The 19,953-nt window shown below is 51.3% G+C and carries 18 protein-coding genes and 1 pseudogene; 7 read left to right on the top strand and 12 right to left on the bottom strand.

The annotated features are described in order from the left end of the window. Window positions 1-686: pseudogene (locus H1D41_RS00005) on the bottom strand (IS3 family transposase); the annotation flags it as partial. Between the two features lie 74 nt (window positions 687-760). On the opposite strand from H1D41_RS00005, the gene H1D41_RS00010 reads away from it, so the two are divergent. From H1D41_RS00010 to H1D41_RS00020, 3 genes are all read left to right on the top strand, one after another. Further along, window positions 761-949 (top strand): hypothetical protein, encoded by a 189-nt coding sequence (locus H1D41_RS00010; RefSeq protein ID WP_228846985.1) that lies wholly within the window; start codon window positions 761-763, stop codon window positions 947-949. 82 nt (window positions 950-1,031) lie between these two features. Continuing rightward, window positions 1,032-1,259 (top strand): hypothetical protein, encoded by a 228-nt coding sequence (locus H1D41_RS00015; protein ID WP_228846986.1) that lies wholly within the window; start codon window positions 1,032-1,034, stop codon window positions 1,257-1,259. After that, window positions 1,252-1,929, top strand: coding sequence for a Fic/DOC family protein (locus H1D41_RS00020; RefSeq protein WP_228846987.1), 678 nt, complete (start codon window positions 1,252-1,254; stop codon window positions 1,927-1,929). The genes H1D41_RS00015 and H1D41_RS00020 overlap by 8 nt, the downstream gene beginning before the upstream one ends. A 74-nt stretch (window positions 1,930-2,003) precedes the next feature. Here H1D41_RS00020 and H1D41_RS00025 read toward each other — a convergent pair whose 3' ends face one another. The 9 genes from H1D41_RS00025 to H1D41_RS00065 all read right to left on the bottom strand — a co-directional run bounded on the left by H1D41_RS00025 (window position 2,004) and on the right by H1D41_RS00065 (window position 12,671). Continuing rightward, entirely contained in the window at window positions 2,004-2,504 is a 501-nt protein-coding gene (locus H1D41_RS00025; protein WP_228846988.1) for a DUF4019 domain-containing protein, read from the bottom strand. After that, a complete protein-coding gene (locus H1D41_RS00030) occupies window positions 2,501-2,818 on the bottom strand; it encodes a hypothetical protein (protein WP_228846989.1) in 318 nt (105 codons plus the stop codon). The genes H1D41_RS00025 and H1D41_RS00030 overlap by 4 nt, the downstream gene beginning before the upstream one ends. 2 nt (window positions 2,819-2,820) lie before the next feature. Continuing rightward, entirely contained in the window at window positions 2,821-4,173 is a 1,353-nt protein-coding gene (locus H1D41_RS00035) for a hypothetical protein (RefSeq protein ID WP_228846990.1), read from the bottom strand. An 80-nt stretch (window positions 4,174-4,253) separates the two neighbouring features. After that, window positions 4,254-4,703 carry a toxin-activating lysine-acyltransferase gene (locus H1D41_RS00040; RefSeq protein WP_228846991.1) on the bottom strand — a complete coding sequence of 150 codons (450 nt, stop codon included), beginning with the start codon at window positions 4,701-4,703 and terminating at the stop codon, window positions 4,254-4,256. A gap of 295 nt (window positions 4,704-4,998) precedes the next feature. Beyond that, window positions 4,999-6,324 (bottom strand): relaxase/mobilization nuclease domain-containing protein, encoded by a 1,326-nt coding sequence (locus H1D41_RS00045; RefSeq protein WP_228846992.1) that lies wholly within the window; start codon window positions 6,322-6,324, stop codon window positions 4,999-5,001. Then, the gene (mobC, locus tag H1D41_RS00050; protein WP_228846993.1) at window positions 6,279-6,659 is read right to left on the bottom strand and encodes a plasmid mobilization relaxosome protein MobC; all 381 of its coding nucleotides are present in this window, start codon (window positions 6,657-6,659) and stop codon (window positions 6,279-6,281) included. Before mobC ends, H1D41_RS00045 begins: the two co-directional genes overlap by 46 nt. A 402-nt stretch (window positions 6,660-7,061) precedes the next feature. After that, window positions 7,062-8,051, bottom strand: coding sequence for a hypothetical protein (locus tag H1D41_RS00055; protein WP_228846994.1), 990 nt, complete (start codon window positions 8,049-8,051; stop codon window positions 7,062-7,064). Window positions 8,052-8,067: 16 nt separating this feature from the next. Further along, window positions 8,068-11,694 carry a vWA domain-containing protein gene (locus H1D41_RS00060; RefSeq protein WP_228846995.1) on the bottom strand — a complete coding sequence of 1,209 codons (3,627 nt, stop codon included), beginning with the start codon at window positions 11,692-11,694 and terminating at the stop codon, window positions 8,068-8,070. Window positions 11,695-11,822: 128 nt separating this feature from the next. Further along, window positions 11,823-12,671 (bottom strand): hypothetical protein, encoded by an 849-nt coding sequence (locus H1D41_RS00065; protein ID WP_228846996.1) that lies wholly within the window; start codon window positions 12,669-12,671, stop codon window positions 11,823-11,825. A gap of 101 nt (window positions 12,672-12,772) precedes the next feature. On the opposite strand from H1D41_RS00065, the gene H1D41_RS00070 reads away from it, so the two are divergent. Further along, on the top strand, window positions 12,773-13,498 hold the full coding sequence (locus H1D41_RS00070) for an autoinducer binding domain-containing protein (RefSeq protein WP_228846997.1): 726 nt from the start codon (window positions 12,773-12,775) through the stop codon (window positions 13,496-13,498). A 27-nt stretch (window positions 13,499-13,525) separates the two neighbouring features. Here the strand turns inward: H1D41_RS00070 and H1D41_RS00075 are convergent, their stop codons facing one another. Then, window positions 13,526-14,650 carry an amidohydrolase gene (locus H1D41_RS00075; protein ID WP_228846998.1) on the bottom strand — a complete coding sequence of 375 codons (1,125 nt, stop codon included), beginning with the start codon at window positions 14,648-14,650 and terminating at the stop codon, window positions 13,526-13,528. Beyond that, window positions 14,647-15,654 carry a pyridoxal-phosphate dependent enzyme gene (locus H1D41_RS00080; protein ID WP_228846999.1) on the bottom strand — a complete coding sequence of 336 codons (1,008 nt, stop codon included), beginning with the start codon at window positions 15,652-15,654 and terminating at the stop codon, window positions 14,647-14,649. Before H1D41_RS00080 ends, H1D41_RS00075 begins: the two co-directional genes overlap by 4 nt. An 87-nt stretch (window positions 15,655-15,741) precedes the next feature. On the opposite strand from H1D41_RS00080, the gene H1D41_RS00085 reads away from it, so the two are divergent. From H1D41_RS00085 to H1D41_RS00095, 3 genes are all read left to right on the top strand, one after another. Next, window positions 15,742-16,218 (top strand): Lrp/AsnC family transcriptional regulator, encoded by a 477-nt coding sequence (locus H1D41_RS00085; protein WP_228847000.1) that lies wholly within the window; start codon window positions 15,742-15,744, stop codon window positions 16,216-16,218. A gap of 220 nt (window positions 16,219-16,438) precedes the next feature. Next, window positions 16,439-17,803 carry a DUF6538 domain-containing protein gene (locus tag H1D41_RS00090; protein WP_228847001.1) on the top strand — a complete coding sequence of 455 codons (1,365 nt, stop codon included), beginning with the start codon at window positions 16,439-16,441 and terminating at the stop codon, window positions 17,801-17,803. Window positions 17,804-17,976: 173 nt separating this feature from the next. After that, window positions 17,977-19,764, top strand: a complete 1,788-nt coding sequence (locus tag H1D41_RS00095) for an AAA family ATPase (RefSeq protein ID WP_228847002.1) — start codon at window positions 17,977-17,979, stop codon at window positions 19,762-19,764. Window positions 19,765-19,953 lie beyond the last annotated feature (189 nt).

Genomic DNA, 19,953 nt, shown 5'->3' on the forward strand with positions numbered 1-19,953 from the left:
CCAGATGTAGGATATGTCTCCAGCCCATTTCTGATTGGGTCCAGTGGCTGAGAAATCCTGATCCAGTAGATTAGGCGCAATATTGAAGCGGTGATTGCTGTCAGTCGTGACTTTATTCTTGCGGGTTCGAACAACCTTGATCCCGTTCTCACGCATCAACCGCCCAACCCGCCGGTGGCCAACCTTTAACCCCAACGCCTGCAATTCCTCGGTCATGCGCGGGCGGCCATAGCTTTGCAGGCTAAGTCGGTGCTGTTCTCGAATATGAGCCAAAAGCACCATATCGTCCCGTTGAGTTTGGCTGACGGGGCGTGTTCTCCAAGCGCGAAAACCACGGGAGCTTACCTGCAAAACACGGCAGAGAAACTCGATTGACCAGATCTTCTTCCAGGTGTCGATAAAAGCAAACCTCATGCTCTTTGACCTGCGAAGAAGATCGTCGCCTTTTTTAACACTTCCCTCTCCTCGCGGAGCAGCCGGTTCTCTTTGCGCAGGCGGGCGTTTTCCTTTTCCACATCTTCATGCGGGCCAGACATCAAATCATCACTCTGGTGTTGCTGAACCCACTTGTTCAAGGTCGAAACCCCAACGCCTAAATCTGATGCAATCTGGGGGCGCGTCAACCCGCTGGTCGTCGCTATGCGAACCGCATCACGTCTGAACTCGTCGCTGTATCTTGGTGCCATGTCTTGTCTCCTTCATTGCGAATATCGCTCGAAAGAGGCCGGAACTAAATCGGGACAAGACCAGTGACAAGGAAGTGGATCAGGATTCCGAAGCGCAGGGCCAGCAGCTTAAAACTATGGAAGAGATCCGCGAATTGGCCAGCGCTTCAAAAAACAAAGAGGAAGGCCCGAAAATCCCCCAGAGCGACTATGCTAAAGCGTTTCGTCAGGCACGACAGGATACATTTGACATGCAGAATTCCAAGGACGTCGATATCGACTAAATCGTGCCAATAGCATCTGTCTTGCCTGTCAGATCACACAAGAAAAATTGCTTATTTTGACCAGAAATGGTATGATATTCACATGAAAGATAAAGACAAAATACCCACTGATACTGACATTGAAAAGATCCGCGAACGACGCCTTGAGGCGATGCATCTGCAGGAAATGGAGGGCAACCCTCTAAGCCCTGAACAAATCGCAATGTTTGAAATGTTTGAGGAAAAACGCTGGACCGAAGAGCAATGTATTGAGCACATCCGTCAACGTGCCCAAAAGCTCGCAAAGCGATCTGCTGCACCAAATGAGTGATCCGGAATATTGCTATCCGCCTGACCACACCGTTCTGCGGAACAAATGGGGGTTGAAGGATGCAGAATTCCTGAACGAAATCGAACGCGAACTGGTCGCCACCCGCACGACGCGCGGCATGCCTGAGGGGGATTTTGACCTGAAGCATCTGCAGGCCATGCATTTTCGGATGTTTCAGGATATCTATGATTGGGCCGGTGAAATCCGGACCGTTGAGATCAACAAAGGCGGCGATCAGTTTCAGTTCAGGCGCTTCATTGAAACCGGCATGGATGATGTTCATCGTCGCGTTGTCGCTGCTGATTATCTGAAAGGCAGCACGCCCGACGCGTTCTCAGAAACCGCTGGAGAGCTGATCGGTGACATCAACCACATCCACCCATTTCGGGAGGGCAACGGCAGAACCCAGATGCAATATCTGAAGCAACTTTCCGAGAAGGCCGGGCATGATATCGACCTGAAATCAATTGACCGCGATGCGTGGATCACAGCCTCCCGCCAATCCCATCAGGCAGATTACACAGGCCTGCAAACCTGTATCAGAGGCGCGCTGAAAACGGAGCCACTGCATTCGCCGAACATCGACCAGAAAGACTACGCAAAATCCCTCCGTCAGGCGCAAAGCGAAACACGCGATATGCAAAAGACGCGGGAACAGGACATCGAATAGATATGCGAAGTTCTATTGGAAACTTCAGCCGGACAATTAAAAGCGATGACCGAGGTATAATATCATCACACATTTCAATTGCATGATACTCTTTGGTATGCCTCTTGTTTGTCTGCGTCAGTCATCAGTGTTCCTGAGTGATTTTCCAGAAATGTCATTTCTTCCCTTTGAAGCTTGATATCTTCGTCAACTGACCAGACGAGAAAACCGCAATAGATCGGCAAGCGTTCATAGCTGGCACGAAAATCTATAGCAGCGTACAAACCTTCTGGGTTTCTATACCACGTGACTTTTGTATTTGTTAGATGGGTAAGTCTGCCATATTTTTCTCGAATTGCTCCCCAATGTCGCGAAAACTCTTCCAGAGATACGCTATTTTTTTGCCGCTCTGTGAACATCGCATAAGCCGCTTCATACTGCTCTACCTCACGAAGCTGAAAATAGGAGTTATGAACCGTAATCGTGCGTTCAATTAGTTCACTTTCAATTTCTTCCTGAGCGAGAGCTACCTGTAGAAACAGTGTAGTCAATACCACCGACAGAGTTGCGAGAAGTCGAATCTGGAACACTTTCATATTTTACTTCTGATTGCTCCTAATCCAAATGATATCATTATCCAAACCACTGCGACCAGAATAGCCATAAGGGTGGGGAAAAACTCCGGCAAAATATAGGCCGAAAGAATGGGCAACGATACTGCAGTAAAAATAAGCAGCTTTGTGTCCCTGAAGAAAAGATTCGCAGCAATACCCGCGATCATTATAAGTGAAAGATATTCGAGGTGGCTATTCTCTCTATAGGCCAGAGTGAGAAGTGATGAAATATGGACCACGGCAACAAGTATCGCCGCAGTCAAACCCCATAGTACCCATTTGAAGGCGTTATTCATGATCAGAGCAACGAGTCGTTTGCTGTATCAAAGATTTCATACGAATTTTGATACCATTCATAGTCTGCAACAAGTTCTGCAGGCCCCTCAATAACGCCTTGTATGAACGCATCTCCCTCTCCAAACGTAACCAGTGAATAGCTATAGTCTTCATCAGTCAGATCATCTGGGGTGTTGTCATATCGTTGGATCATCCGGCCAACATACCCATGTGCTAGAACGTGTTCATTTTCAATTGTATAATTCACAACGATATCAGATTGATTGGGGTTTGGATTTTCGACAACAAAAGAAGATACAAAATTGGTGTTGCCATCCAAAATTGTCAGATTGCCAACATCGTTGACTGTGCCATTGATTGTTGCAGCGCTATCATCACCCGGAGTGGGATTTGCAATTAGGGCATCCTCAAGTGCAGCCAAACCATCGTGGCTAAACCTCAACGCATCATACCCGTTGAGTGGAACGGATACGGAAGAATCGTAGTCATGATAGAACATGCTATCAGTCGAGTATTCCTCTATTCCGGGCTGGACTGGAATTGCGAAGCTAGGCAATCTGTCGGTGTTCGGCTCAATAATCATTAGTCCATCAGTTAAATCTATTCCTGACGAAACTAATACATCACCGCTATTGATCACATCTGCCTCTGCGTAGTTGCCTGCCTCATCAGTGAATACAAATTCATCTGCTGTAGTGCCATTTGCGAGCATCATCGCTTCCGCAATTGTGTGCCCTTCCTGCACCAAAGTTCTTGCTTGGAGGTGGCTCTCAGTAACTTGCAGGGCAGTTTCAATTCTGGCGTGCGTAATAGATACCCCATCATCATATAAGGCTACATGCTCTAAATGGATGTGCGCTTCGGAATAGAAATCGAGCTTTGCCTGTATTTGCTCTGATGACAGATCGGCCCAACCAAGCGATGAAATTATTTCTTGTTGACTGGTATAAGCAGTTTCAAGATTGGCCCCATGCTCAATGATATATTCTTCAGCGATGAGCAGAGTAACTGGCCCGCTGATGCTTGCACTACCGCCAGTAATAATGGCTGTTTCAACATATTGGATGTCCACAATTTCAACACTTGGTTCTGGATTGGACGATCCTCCTGCACCACCAGATGATCCACCTGAAAATGAACCACCATCGCCTCCTTCACCACCATTGCCGATACCACCACCACCAGCTACAATTGTACCAAGGAAAGTAGATCCGTCAGGTAACGTATCCCCTGGGCTATATGTAACGCCATCAATGACCGTTGTGTCGGAACCTCCGTTCCCGCCACCGCCACCTTCTGATGGTGCTCCATAAGAGATTTTATTATTCAATGAAAATAGAAAGTTTCCAAACATAGCGCCCTCGTATGGATTGATCTCTCGCGGGCAAATAGCTGGCTATCAGTTGGCATTGAAAACGTAAATTTTTGCTCACGTCAAGGTAGTATTTTCTTCCTTAAATGTCGGCTGGACACCTTCAACCGCCCACAGTCTTTTTTTATCGTAACAGTTTTTGTGACATTCATTTTTCCGTCTCTGCGGATGTAATGTGCCTGCAAGTGAGGGAAGCTGTCAGCAAGTGTGGGAAGCAAAGTTCGTGGATTAATATTGTGTCCTATCAGACTGATAATCCAGAGCTGCTCACCTGATCTCCATTCACTAAATGTGAGTGGTACTCTGTTTTCAATATGTTTCGCTGCCGTCTGATCATTCAGGAAGGCCCATGTCACAACGCCGTACTGTCCGGATCCTTCAAAAAACTTGTACTGTTTATGACGTATTGGCGGCAATAACATCGTATTGATATCTGCCAGAATGTAGTTGCGGTGAACCGGGCAGACCGACATTGCCTTACACATCGAGGCCAAGGCTTGGTTTTCGTCCATAGTTTTCTCATTTAAATTAGTGGCTTGTATTAAACATCATATAGCGTGCAAAGCGGGCTGACATGTGATGCGGATTTTCGAATCTTTTCATGGGGAGCAAAGGCTGTTTTGTGTCTTCCTGTCTACCGTTAACATGTTGCTAGTTTAGAAGGCCGGTGTGTTTCTCTTGCGGTCAGTAATGTGGATTCGAAGCAGCACAGTGAAAATGTGCTCTTTCCGCAGAGCGCAGATACCCTATGCGGGACCCACGCTCGCTGCGTTCGGAGATAAAAGCTTTACACTAAATGCGGGCGGCCTACGTAATATCGAAGTCGATTCCACGTTGCCGATCTTGTGTCGGGGAGCGGTGAGGTGGTGGGTGATCAGGACTGTGCATTCGCATCATGCCGGAGATATTTGTTGCCAGTATCTGCCGCTCTTTTCGATGCCCTTGCTTTTTCCGGTCAATCTGCACCTGTAGTTGGCGACGTTCTTTCATTTGTTCCCGGATCATAAAGTCGCGTTGCTTCTGATCACGCCGGGCCGCTTGCAGGGCTTCCTGTTCATTGCGTTTCCGGATCGCCTGATGGGCTCCTGTCAGGCGGTCAAACATGCCGCGCAATCCCGTATTCAGGCGGTCAGAGCGTAGTCTTGTTTCCCGAACCCAGCGTTTTTCTTGTCCGGCCTGCAACTTTTGCCTTTCTTCGCGGTGCATCTGTTTCAACTCAGCATGGGCATCGTTCAGGGGCTCCATATCCTTCGCCTGCCGCTCTGTCGCTTGCGCGATATATCCCTGCATCTGCGTGGTCACTTTGGTGCGGATTGTGGATGTTGCCTCAGAAACTGAGGGCAGATCTTCGGATGATTCCAGTTTTGCCCTGACTTCTCTGGATTTCAGGCCTGTCCATTTCGCAATCGAGTGAGGTTTGCCATCAATATCAAGCGCAACAAAGCCACGCCGGTCTCCGCGTGCCAAAAAATACCCGCGCTCTTCCAGCGCATTTCTGAAACCTTGCTGCGTATCGCTGCCCGCCCATGCCTGCTGAAACACCTGCCTGATTTCACGCGGATCAAGCCCCTTCCGCTTTGCCTGCTGCCATTCTTCCAGCGTGAAATTCAGCGGATTTTTATAGCCGTAAGTCGCCAGTCCATCAGGTAATTCCCAGCCATGATCCAGAAACAGATCACGCGATACATCCCGCAGGGCCAGCTTATAGCGCCCCATGTGGATCGCTTTCAGATCTTCAACACCAATGCGCGACCAGACCACATGGGCATGCCTGCGGCCTTCTTTTTCATGTGTGACAATGGCACGGGGCTGCCCCTCCAGACCGAGAGATTTCTCCACGCGATCTGCAGCGTCCAGAAACTCCTGTTCACTGGCGACGTGATCCTGTGGCGGGTTCAGGCTCAGGGAAAACATGAATTTCCGGCACTTGGTTGCTTTTGAAATCGCATGCATTTCAGCAAGCGCACCATGCAGATCGTCTGATGAGAAATCCCGCAGCTCCAGACAGGAGATATGGTCATTGTCGCGCTCATTCATCAGGTGATCAGCCAGAGCCTTCGCGCCGCCACGGTGAGAGGCCTTCAGGATCATGATTTCACCCCCAGCGCGTCCATGATCGTCGTCCGCATCCATGCGATTTCAGCCACCGCGCGTTTCAGATCTTCTTCAAGTTCCGCATCAACGATCAGCGTACCTTGATTCAAGTGTTTAGCGATCTGATTGAGATTATTGGCCTGCCGCGTTTGCCCCAACCGCACGAGCACTTCCGCCAGCAGTTGCTGTTTTGCATCCGGTGCCTTCCGCCGCTGACGATACTTTGGGGCATCTGCGTTCAACACCACCGACTTGATATAAGAGGCCAGCGGCATAGACCCAGCCTGCGCTTCAATCTGAGCGCGTTCATCAGCCGTCAGGCGCAGGGAAAACGGGGCAGGACGCGGGGCTTTGGGGTTGCTCTGCACATTCATGGCCGAGGCCCCCGCAGATGTTGTTTGTGGGGTTTGAGAACCTCATTCCAGTTCTCTAATTCCTCAAACAAAGTGTTCGAACATACTTGCTTTCTGTCCGCCACAAAATCCCATCTGAATGATTGACGTTAAATTTTTTTCAATTCACATATCGCATGTGGGTGCCTTGCATGACATTTTGTCTGCTTTTCCGTGGAAAACCTAACCTCCCCTTTGTCTGGTGTTTCTGGTGCAGATCTGACCGAAACTCATGGGATGGGACTGTCTTTATCGCGCAGGCGCGTTGGAGAATGTGGGGCTGATCCGGGCGTCGGTGTAACCCGCCATGATCGCCCCCCAAACGCAGCCATGCCCACAATCACACCCGCGGTGGCTGTCTTGTTCAGGCTATGAAATCCGAACCTAGTTTTGTCTTGTTGCGACCGCGTCTAATTCAAAACGACAGCTTTCTGACAATGGGGACATCGCTGCAAGTTCGGGCGCTACATTGAAGATCATTAACGCTGAAATATTGGCCTGGGTTTCGCTGATCAGACTTATGGAGAATGTCGTTCGTGTTGCTATTCCTCCTTCATCAAGATCTGCCCCCACAGCCTGCCATGAGTTCGTTCCCGATGATCGCCAACCGCTGTGAAACCCACTGTCCGAGATCAACTGCCCCGGCGTAAATGGCGCCTGAATCTGTCTTAGACCACTGGACAGATAGCGATTGGAAAATGCACCCGCCTGAGGTGTAGCAACCGCGGGGCAGCCCGTCGCCCTTGTGTCTTTCAGTGCGATGCTCCAGTTTCCGGAACTGCCTGACGTGACGGACGCCGTGGAGATTTCAGGAACCTCGGCTTGCTCCAGGGCACAGTGTTGCATCGCGGCGGTTAAATCATCTTCCATCCAGCGTGGCTCGCCTACATAGTTAAAATACAAAGCGGTTTCCGCACCTTCCGGCGCCGCCAGTCCATGGGATCGTTGCACATAGTCCATGGACTGGCCTGTCTCCCCAGTGGTAATCCCTGAATCACCACAGAAGAAATAGGGTGTATTGACTTCCTTACAAGCTACGGGCCCTGGTCTTTGTGCCGTTAAATCCAGTGTCTCGCAGTGACCCGACGGATGCGTTTTCTCATGCTCACGACAGATTTCATTGGCCTGATCGACACCACGCAGCCATTGGCCTGTATTCGCGGTTTCGGTCTTTGCGTTGGGATTGACAATAAGCATCAAAGCGGCCGCATTGGGGCGCACGTCAGCCAGATTAAACAGAAGATTAAGATCATATGTAGAAATTTCCGTCTCAATGCGAACCGCACTTCCACTATAACAGGTATAGTATTCAGCTTTGGCTGGGAGAGTTCCCAAGAGGGTCAGGAATGCGGTGGCCATCATTGGATTTTTCATAATATTCACCTTTCAATCAATGGTCTGGAAGCAGTGAATGGCTTTGGCGCAGCATATCAAAGCCCGCAATGATGGCCTCTGGCGCATCCGATCTGGCGCAGAACTGCCCGCTGTCACCTGCGAGACAGACGGTGTCGGCTGGTGGTGTGCCTTCTGCATGCCAGGTGACTGCATCCCGCCCATCCGCATCAATGGCAATCACGCCACCATTCCCTGCACGCACAGGCGAGCGATAGCGCCACCCTTGCGGGAGCGCAAAGCTGTCGCGGTATTCGGAATTCGCGTAGTAACAGTGTGCCTCAGTACAGGCGGGGGTAAACCCTTCGCCAATGATCGCAGCTTCGCTGTCGGATATTGGGGCTTGTGACCCCGCGCGCCGCATTTCAATGGAAATGCTGGCGTCATCATGGCCAAGGGGCAGGGTTCCCGCAAAGACATCCCCAGACGCATCCACGCTTAACAGACTGGCCAAAGCACCTTGCGGGGTGTCCAGCTGCAACCGGATCATATTGATCCCGCCGGACGGTTTCATGATCACATGTATATCCGCCGTGCCGTCACCGATTTCACCCGCTGCCAGTTGCATCACCGGCCCCGTGGCGCGTGCGCCCTGTGGGAGGTGATCCAGTGACAGGTGCAACCAGGGACGCTGGGTGCTTTCATTGATGATTTCCCATTCCCCCTGGAGTGCGCCGTGTTGTTCATCTGGCGTTTCCGGGATGTCTGAGATCACGCCTTCTGGTGATGTCTGGCCGGCATCTGGCCGCAGCATAATATGCAGAAGTTTCGGATTTTGACGATGGCCCAGAACGGCCTCCCAACTGTCCGTATTTTTCACCGGGCGCATGGCACCGGAATATTCATCAGGATGATTGCCAAGGCTCACCCAGCCATAGGCCGGTGTGCCATCCGCGTTCACCTGCGTTGTGACAGAAATATCGACGTCCTCATCGACAGGGAGGTTGGCCGGATCAAGCGGGGTTCCGATGGTCACGCGCGCCTCGCTGAATTGTTCATTCTGAAGGGAAGATGCAAGATTGACCTGACCGATCTCATTCATTGTTGCGCGATCAACAACTGTCCAGGCCCCGGTAAATACGGGGACAATTTCTGAAGGCGTGCCATCTTCGCCCATGTAAAGAGAATGGTGATCGCGGACCATCAGCTGATTTTTATGGTCGCCGGCACGCAATTCACGCATCCAGGTGTTCATCAGGTTTCGTTGTGCATGCGTATAAGCATTGGCGTTTCTTACAGTGCAGATGCGGTCTGGCTGGCTGACGTCACCGGCCCGGGCTTCGCAATCCAGTATTTCATCAGACATCATTGCTATTGGGTTTACCACGACCCATTCGCCATTGGTCACATTCACCAGTTCCAGACTCAGGCGGCCATTCACAGCCCCTGTTTCCATCAGGCCAAAGTTCTTCAGCACTGGAATATCGGTCAGGCCAAGGGATTCAAAATTGAAGGTGCAGCGTTCGTCATAACAAATATATACGGCGTCCAGGATTGCACGATTTCGTCGTGCGCCGGCATCTGCTGTGGCAGGCAGACCGGCGTGGACGTCTGCGGGCAGGGCCGGGCCTTGTTCAGGGGATATCACAGCGGTGGGCTGCATGAGCGCATGCATTTTCAGCCAGCCCTGCAACAGATCCTGTTGCTGCACCAGCGCCGGATCCGGCATGTTTGTGATACACATCAAATGTGCGGGTTCACCGGTGGCCGTCTCGCCGGTTTCAGCAAGTCCTTTACAGGTGGAATGCCCCAGATGCAGAAGGGATCCTGCCGGATCCGCCATTGACGGGTTTAACTCAAGCGTACCGTTTGAAGCTTCGTGGTGGAATGCCACATAGGGAACACCGCCTTTCAGGACACCACTGCGATGCAATGTAACGCCCTGTAGAACAGGCATTGGAAAGCCGTCTTCAAAACCAGGAATGTGTTGGGAACAAGCCGGGGCGACACAGTCAAACCCGATTTCGGTGGTTTCAAATTCCTCCCAATAGGCGATGTTGTTGGCCATCCCGGGATGTGAATTCCGGTGTTCATCTCTGATGCCCATTGCAGTATCGTCCGAGGTTGTCGCCCTGCGGCCAGTATTGGTATTTGCGGGCGGAGCAACCGCATCTGCGTCATCTTCCTGCACGACGGCGCCCACGTTGATCTGCCCGAGATCAACCAGCTGCTGATCCCCGTTGGCGTCATAATAACTATAGCTCAGGTCATATGCGCCATCGGCATTCGGCAGAGGCAACATCGGACCTGCAGGTGTGTCGAGACTTTGCAGACTAAAGCGGCCCAGTTCGGTGCCGTCCTGGCTGAGGATCAACTGGTTACTCTGATAGACATGCCCCGTAACCGAAACAGGCAACTGACCACCGGTCTGACCATTGCGCACGCCCGTCCAGCCGACTTGCGGCGCCTCAGTAAATTCCACCGGGAACACGGCGATCGGTGCGTCATAACCTTTCTGAACCCGGATCTCGTAGGTTCCGGCACGTTCCGGTGCGACCAGCCAATGGGGGGTGACGCCGATGGGATCACTGCCGAACCGCGTTTCCCAATCGATGCGTTCTTCCGTAGCTGGGTCAATCAATGCGACCGTATAGTCGGCATTTGGCTGAAGTGGTGCCGTCGCGTTCAGGTAAAAGACATTTTCGGTGCCCATGGCATACGGCCCGTTATTGGGCATTGTGAATCCGGTCGCGTGGGCTGTGAAAGGCACATCGATGGTTTCACTTTCATTCGCAGGGCTGACCTCCAGGCTGCCGTGGCCCTCTGCCGATATTGCTTCGATCAGCCAGACGCCATCTGGCAACTCTGTGGGCAGTGCCGTCAGGATTTCAGCCGCATCTTTGCGCGACCCGATGATTATCACATCGCCCGTTTCTGTGTTGGTTGCGCGATAAGTCAACTGACCTGGCCGGGATGTCCCTTCGGTTGTCGAGATCCGGACATTCAGTGAAAAGACACCACTGCTGGCCTCTTGCACCGGTGCCGGGGCTGCGATGTTGCGCAAAGCATTCCCCAGACCATTGGCATCGCCCGCATCAAAATACTGCCCGCCGGTGTTATCGGCCAGACATTGCAACTGCGCGCGCGCTTCGGGATCGGTCACGTCAAAGCCAACCACATGTGCTGTGAAATTCACACCAAGGCGTTCCAATTCGGCGCCAACCGCACATGGATTTGCAGAACAGGTTTCCCGGCCATCCGACACAAGAACCACCGTTGCGCTGTCTTCGGTAAAGCGTAATGTTTCAGCCGCCAGGCGCACGGCATCCGACAGGGGCGTTTTTCCGCGCGGCGTAAGCTGGTTCACAATCTGGCCCAAAGCTGCACTGGACCCGGGCGCAGGTTCTGAGATCAGTTCGATATCTGAACAGTCCCCCTTGCGCCGGTGCCCATAAGCGATCAGGCCGGCATTCACATTGCCTGCGTCCCAATCGGCGGAAATGGTGCTGAAGGCATCACGCGCGATTTCAATTTTCGTGACGCCATCAATCTGCCCCCACATGGACCCGGAGACATCAAAAACGACCATAACATCGGTGTCGGCGGTCTGCGAAAATGCCGGGGGAACCAGGGCGGTGCAAAGACTAAGAGACAGGGGGAATATCGTGCGAAAGCTCAGTGGCATCGTGACCTCATTAAATACGTAACTCAACAAATACTGCATAATAGCATGTACTTGCGGTTTCTCAAAGTGGTGCGGGGAGGTGCGGGCAGCCAGGATTGTCTTGTGGCCCTGGCTGCCCGCACCGTAAATTAGTTCGTCATTTCAAAAGTGATATTAAAATTCTTATAGGTTTCATCATCAATCATGGTGCCTTCCCCGGATGCAGGGCTGGCCTTCAGAATGATGGCGTTTTGGTTCAGCTCATCCGTCATCATCAGGCGAACAGTCAGATCTTCCGGCCCGCCATAAACGGACCGGATTTCTTTGTTCAGATCTCCTCTGGCGCAATCCTCGCCTGCATCAAGCAGCGGGCAAATCGCAGGGAAAGTTCTGAACTGGCCGCTCAGGTTTTCATTGGTATCGTCAAGAATATCCAATGCGATAATCTGTTCGCCCCCGACGGACACAGTCCAGGTGCCCTGCATAGGTCCGCCAGGTTCAGCTTCACGCGTACGACCGATGGGTTCGCTCCCATCAGGTGCGGATGTCATCAAAACACCAATCACAGAGTCGGGGGAGGCAATCGCAAGTTCCGTACAACTGCCGCCATCCGACCGCCGTGTGCATGTTGGTTTCACAACAAAGGCCTGAACATCATCGCAATCGACAGCCATCAGCCCGGTGTCTGACGTGACAGTTTCACCGTCAGACACAACACCAATATAGTGGCTGTTCAGGGGGGATGCGTCACCAATCGCACCGCTGACAATATCGCTGAAAGATCCGTCATCCAGCACCGGCGAAAACGCGACCTCAAGCGCAATATCAAACCCGGTTTCGTTTTTGACGGACATCCCCAGATCACAGCGGTCCAGGGAATAAACGCCAGGGTCTTTCTCTCTGTTGGCCATTGAGGTGATCTCAAAAGTCAGATTTTCCGCGAGTGTCGGGGATGCAATCACTGATAAAACAGCGGCGTATTGGATTGCTTTCTTCAAGCGAACCTCCTGTAGGTACACGTTTTTTAAGGCCGGATTGACCCGAAATTGCAAATCACGACGCCTTGTGTCAATCTAAGGAAAACCATAGGTTTACGACTTTGAACGCGCCAGATTTTGACACGCTCTGTGAATACATACCCCAACAAACCAGTGTTGCAGGGGTATGGAACCTTGCGACTGAATACTATGCCGGCCTTGGCATTGACGGGCTGCTTTATGCGGATTTAAAGCCGCAAAAGCTTACGCTTATGACCAACCTTAGTCAGGATTGGACCACGCATTATACCGACCAGGATTACGTTAAGGTGGATCCGTTCTTCCGGTATTGTTGCAATAGTTATGCTGCATCAGACGTCGGGCGGGATTGCATTCCGCATCACAGCTATATGACCCCGGCTGAAAAGAGATTTATCCTGGATGCGGGTGAAACGGGATTGACGGCGGGCTTTGTCAGCCCATTGCGTGCGAAATCCCAAAATGGTCTGGCCGGGTGGAATTTCCTCAGTAGTTATGGGCGGGCGCATGTTAATAATCTTCGCCACAGGCATGAAAATGAAATGCGCCTGATCGGCCATTTGGTGCATCAGCAGATATCGCAGGTGAACCTGTCCGAAGCCGATGAGGCGGCGCAGTTGACCTCCAGAGAGACTGAGGCGCTTCAGTGGACGGCCCGCGGGTTGCGCACAGATATGATTGCCGCAAAAATGAACCTGCGCCCGGTGACTGTTGAGCTACATCTACGCAACGCCCGTACTAAGCTAGGTGCGAAAACCCGGGATCAGGCCGTGGCCATTGCGCTTGTCGCGGGGCGTATATCTTTGTGATGTATGTGTTGAAACCGGCCGGTGAAATTACATGTCGGGCAGGGCGAGTTTTACCCAGAAATCAACACCATGCGCAATTGTGGCATCATTGAAGTCGTACGACGGATTGTGCAGGGGCATTGCGTGGTTTCCTTCCAGACCGTTCCCCATCAGAATGAAGGCGCCGGGGCGATGTTCCAGAAATTCCGCAAAATCTTCAGAAAAGCCAACGCTGCCATAACTGTCATCTAGCGTCCCAACTGTCCGGGCCGCATTTGCGATGCGCTGTGTGGCGGTCACATCATTGACCAGCGGCCGGAATGATGTGGAATAATCAACGTCGCCCTGTGCGCCCTGGGCGGCACAGACACCTTCGACAATCGCGCGCATCCTCTGTTCAATCGTTGTGGAAACCGCATCTGAAAACCCACGACAATCGCCGCGCAGGGTCACATTGCCGGGCAGGATGTTGCGGGCACCGTCTGTCAGAAATTCAGTCACAGAGATCACCCCATGTTCCGAGGCAGGCAGCGAACGTGAAACAACAGATTGCAATTGCAGGACAATGGCAGATGCCGTCACGATGGGATCAACACCTTTGTCAGGCATAGAAGCATGCCCGCCTTTGCCCTGAATGCGGATTTCAAAGTTATCCTCAAACGCGCAGAAGGGGCCGGGCTGTGTCGCAAAGTGACCCGGGGCCATGCCTGGCATATTGTGCAGACCATAGATCGCCTTCATGGGAAAGCGTTCAAACAATCCGTCACGGATCATCGCTTTGGCGCCGTTTCCGTTTTCCTCATCGGGCTGAAAGATGAAATGAATGGTGCGTTTCAGTGTTGGATCTGCGGCCAGTTTCAGAGCGGCACCCAGCAGCATCGTGCTGTGGCCATCATGACCGCAGCCATGAAATTTGCCTTTTGTGACGGAACGCCAGGGCAGATCATTTGCTTCTTCAATCGGAAGCGCATCCATATCGGCACGAAACCCGATGGCGGTTTCATCCGGGCCACGGTTCAGTGTGGCAACAAGCCCTGAAACGCCCAGACCGCGGGTCACTTTTAGCCCGGCACTTTCAAGTGCTGCGGCGATGCGGTCTGGCGTTCGCGTCAGATCAAAGCCGGTTTCGGGGTGCGCATGCAAATCCCGGCGAAAAGCAGTGAGATCCATCATGACTGAACAGCCCCTTCCGACAGGATGATAAGCGGACGTTCAGCATTTTCCATGAGGCAGGCGCAAAGCCCGGCAGCACCTGATGCAGAGGTCGGAATGCCAAGGCTTTCCGCCTGTTTTACCGCCTCCGCCGCCTGGGCATCGCTGATGGTAACCCAGGCGTCGGCATAGTCCCGCAGCACTTCAAGGGCCAGCATAGACGGCGTTTTGCAATCAAGGCGTCCCATGTCAGACACCGGACCTTCAACCGTCAGAATACGGCCTGCGGCTGCGCTTTCTTTCAGGCAGGGGGCCGCAACAGGTTCGACAACAATGATCTTTGGCTGAACTGTCCAGGTCTCGCGAATGACCGCAGCAACGGCCGCCGCAAGACCGCCGACACCGGCTTGCAGGTAAACATGGGTGGGCCAGGTGCCTGAGGCTTCCAGCGACTGACGCATTTCTTCCGCGATAACGGTGTAACCTTCCATCACAAGGCGGGGTGGTTCAGTATACCCCGGCCAGGATCCATCCGCGAGATGGGTTGCACCGCTGTTTTCCGCGTCTTCAATGGCGGCGGCGACGCTGGCTTCGTAGTCATCGCCGGATCGCACGACTTCCGCGCCTTTGTCTTTCAGGCGCACGGCAAAATCTTCAGGCACGGTATGGGCAAGATGAATACGGGCCTTTGCACCAAAAAGGCGGGCACCTGCCGCAACTGCCATGCCGTGATTGCCGGCACTGGCACAGACAAATGTCATTCCGGAAGCAACATCTTTCACCGCATTGTCCAGGAAGGCTTCGGGCGCGATAGAATGGCCGACCTCTGCTTCGATCAGCCGGGCCACCGCATAGACACCACCCAGCGCCTTAAAGGCCCCAAGGCCCATCCGGTTGGTTTCGTCTTTGATCAGAAGCGAACGCCCCTGAAGCATATGGGACGTCAGGGGGCTGGGTTTATATGCAGGGCAGGCTTTCAGCAGTGAAAGAGCCCGTGAGGCGTCGGGTTTAAAAGCATGTGTCATGCCGAGAACTGTACCAATGCGCTGTGATGAATTATGATCGCTGAAGGGCAATTTGTGGGAAAGTTTCTCACACAGTGGGGGTCAGATATGAATTTTGATCAATATGACAGGATATTGCTGCGCCGGATGCAGCTTGACGCAAAACCAGGTCTTGAAGCCCTGGCCGCAGAAACAGGCTTGTCTGTGGCTTCTGTACAGCGGCGGCTGAAGGCGATGAAAGCGGCCGGGGTGTTGGTGTCGGAAGTTGCGATTGTCGACCCGAAGAAACTGGGGGTCGCCATGAGCTTTGTTGTCATGGTGGAAATGGAACGTGAACGCCAGGACCAGCTGGACGCATTTTCACGCCAGATCCAGGCAGAGCCGATGGTGCAGCAATGCTATTACATCACAGGGGATGCGGATTTTTGCCTGATCTGCACAGCCCGGGATATGGATGACTTTCAGGAACTCACAAAACGTCTGTTCTTTGACAATTCAAATGTGCGCCGTTTCCGGACATCGGTTGTCATGGGGCGTAAGAAAGTCGGGCTGAGAATCCCTGTAGACGACCCGGATGAGATATAGCCCTGTGGAGGGCACTGCAGAATGCAGTGCATCGGCGTGAGAAGCGTTTCACTTTGTATTTTCACTGGAAGTTATGGAGCGGGTGAAGGGAATCGAACCCAAAGCAATGGTGTCGTAAATTTAATCTCATAAAATCAGAGCATTAGAAAAAATTCATTGACCAAATCACCCAAATTTGGTTCACATTTCTGGTTCACATTGGTTCACAAGGCTATCGAAAATGACCGATTTTATCGTCAAACGCGGGCGAAAATATTACTACCGCCGCCGAATACCAATGAGCCTCGTGAGCAAGTATAATGACAAAACGCACTGGCATTTCAGCTTGGCTACTTCTGATCGGGTAACTGCGTTACGGATGGCTCGTGAACACGCTGTTGCGCATGATGCGGAAATATCCGCCGCCGAAACGGGCGGTCATTACCGCGTACATGCACCGGGTATGGTTGGCAAAGTTGCCCGTTCTATGGCGAAGACGGGTAAATATAGCGGTGTCCTCATTCCCGGCATGATGGAGCAAGCCCAGCTAAACCCTGACGCCAAATTCTCCGTAATATTTCAGCGCATGATCGCCGAAAAACCTCTGGCGAAGGCGACAATTGAATCCTTTCAACGCTCATCAGACCGATGGTACCAGATTAACGGTGATGATGATGTGAACTTCATTCAAAGAAAGCACGTCGAGAAATATAAGTCACTCATCATGCAGATGCCGTCCAGACCGCCGCATGAAATTCTTAAAATGTCTGTTTTCGACCAAATAAAGTGGGCTGCGAAGCACCCTGAAAAGGGTGTCTTATCTGCCAGGACAGTCAACAATCATTTGACGGCTATTCGTAGCACCCTGGATTTCGCGTATCGGAAAACCAGCGTGATTGAGGGTGAAGATAATTGGCGTAATCCTGTGTCCGGCTTTAACTTAGAGGTGGATGAGAAAACCGAAGACAATAAAAGAGCGTTCGAAGTGGAGGAAATTCAAGCGATACTGTCGCCGGAATTTTGCAAATACGCCTATACTGACGCACGGTATTGGATACCCGTGTTGGCATTTTACACCGGCGCACGACTTGACGAGATCGCACAAACAACGGTGTCGGAAGTGGGGCGTACCGACGCTGGCTGGTATATCACGATGGCGAATTTGGAAGAGAATACAAGAACATCCAAAAATGGCATAAGTTCCCGAACTGTCCCCCTGCATAATGCCGTAGAAAGACTTGGTTTCGCGCGATTTGTTGCGATGCGGCAGGATGGAGGGCATGAATTCCTGTTCGACCTTGATCATTTCAGAGGCTCTAAAAGAGGCTCCAAAGTCGCTACTGCGTTTCATCGATACTTCCGTTCCAAAGGTGGGGCGATGGATACGACACGCTTATCCATGCACAGCTTTCGGCATAGTTTCCGAGAACTGGGATTTGAATGTATGCCGCAATACGTTGAAGTCATGCAGGGTCATACGTTGAGCGGTGAAAGCCTGCGCCGATACGGAAAACGGATATATCACCGTCATGATGTGATGCGTCGTCACGTCGTTGACAAAATCGACTGGCCAGAAATCACAATAAAGCCGTGGTCCCCCCGGTAATGGTCTGCCCCACTTGAGTGGTCCAATTTGGATGTTAGGTTGACCATGTATAATCCAGGCCCGGCTGCCCACGGCCTGCAAAGTATTTTATTGGTTCACTAATATTGACCCGCGTGAAGGACTCATCCATTGATTGTGACCTGCATTACACCACAACATTAACGGGTCAAATTATGCCAACATACCTCGATGGTCTCTCTGTTCAATTTTACCGTGGCATCGGAGCGAAGACCCAATACATTGCTCCGTTCTCTGAAATGAATTTTTTTGTGGGTGCGAACAACGCGGGTAAGTCAATTATTCTAAACCTAATCAAAGATAGATTGCCCCATCAAGACATGAGGAAACACAAAGCCTTTACGACGGAATCAACCGAAACCTACCGTGGTCAAGAGGAAGGTTCTTTTGATGTAAACCTGGGTCTACACGTGGATACCTTTGTGCAACATGCGGCGGACCTAATTAAATCTGGTGCGGATAGAGAATATAGTAATGGCTACTTCATCGGTGGCGATCCGCGCGACAACCTACCAGATATAAAAAAAATTGCGCCACTGGTTGGTTTTTTGAATGTTGTTTGGTGCGATATCTCTTCATCAAACCCGCGCGGAATATTTCAAAATGAACAAGTTTCGTCTGAGCTTATCCAATGCTTCGGCCATCAAGAATGGAAGGAAATATGTAGGTGCCTCGGGGGCGTTGTTCCGCGTGAGACCAAAGACATTATAAAGGCCGTGCTCACCAGACTGTATTCACAATTGAAGTTTCATTACCCAGAACGCATGCTGATACCCGCCAAGCGGCAATTGGGTGCCGGGTCCGAAGATTTCGATGATCTATCTGGTAAAGGCCTGATCAAACATCTTTCCGAAATTCAAAACCCCGATTTCAATGAGCGCGAACGCAAAAATACCTTTGACAAGATCAACGAGTTTGTTCGTGTGGTGACCGGAAAACCTGACGCATTGCTGGAAGTTCCTAACCATCGGAAACACTTGCTTGTGCATATGGACAACAAGGTACTACCACTGTGGTCATTGGGAACGGGCATTCATGAAGTCATTTTAATTGCCGCGTTTTGCACCATTCACCAACAGAAGATCATGTGTCTTGAGGAACCGGAAATTCATTTACATCCTGTCCTTCAACGTAAATTGATCCGATACCTACAAGACCACACCGAAAACCAGTATTTCATAGCGACACATTCGGCGGCATTTATTGACACGCCGGGCGCGTCCGTTTTTCATGTGCACAATGATGGCGTACAAACCTATGTAAAACCGGCCATTACACAAGGTGATCAGCGAAAGATTTGTGATGAACTAGGTTATCGTGCTTCTGATATTTTACAAGCGAATGCTGTCATTTGGGTCGAGGGGCCTTCTGATCGAATATACATAAAACACTGGTTGAAGGCATTCAATGATCGCTTGGTTGAAGGTGTCCACTATACAATTATGTTTTTTGGGGGCGGATTGATCAGTCATTTAAGTGTGGATGACGACACTGCCATTAGCGATTTCATTAAGCTGCGGGACCTAAACCGGAATATCGCGGTGGTGATTGATAGTGACAAGAATGGATCGAGAGCACGATTGAAACCCGCAGTGCAACGATTAAAACAGGAAATGTCCAAGGACGGTGGTATTGCCTGGATTACCAAAGGTCGCGAAATTGAGAATTACCTACCTCATGATCAATTGCAAAATGCCCTAAAGAAACTTCACCCCAAAGTTTATGGGGCACCATCGAATGGTGGTGCCTATGATCATGCGTTTTACTTTGAACGAAAGGTGAAGAAGTCCGGTGAGGATAACGTATACAAAGTTGGCGACAAAGTTGGCGCTGCAACTATTATATGCAGTTCAACGGATGTTGTAGACTTTGATGTTCTCGACTTGAAGAAGCGGATCAGTGAATTGGCACAAATGATCATACTTGCAAATAATATGGACTGATACCCCTGTCATCTGCACCTACAATTGATGAAATCACTGTTGATACCCGGCGATCAATATTCATATGACTTTATCAAAATCGGTCGTTTGTGATTATCAGAACCTGGTCGCCGTGTGCCTATCATATCGCAGGTTAAATCATTCTCATAAACCCATCTTAAATCGAATCGTGCATCCCGGTATATGGGG

Origin of the sequence: Halocynthiibacter styelae (assembly GCF_016123485.1) — a bacterium.
In the GTDB taxonomy this organism is placed as follows: domain Bacteria; phylum Pseudomonadota; class Alphaproteobacteria; order Rhodobacterales; family Rhodobacteraceae; genus Halocynthiibacter; species Halocynthiibacter styelae.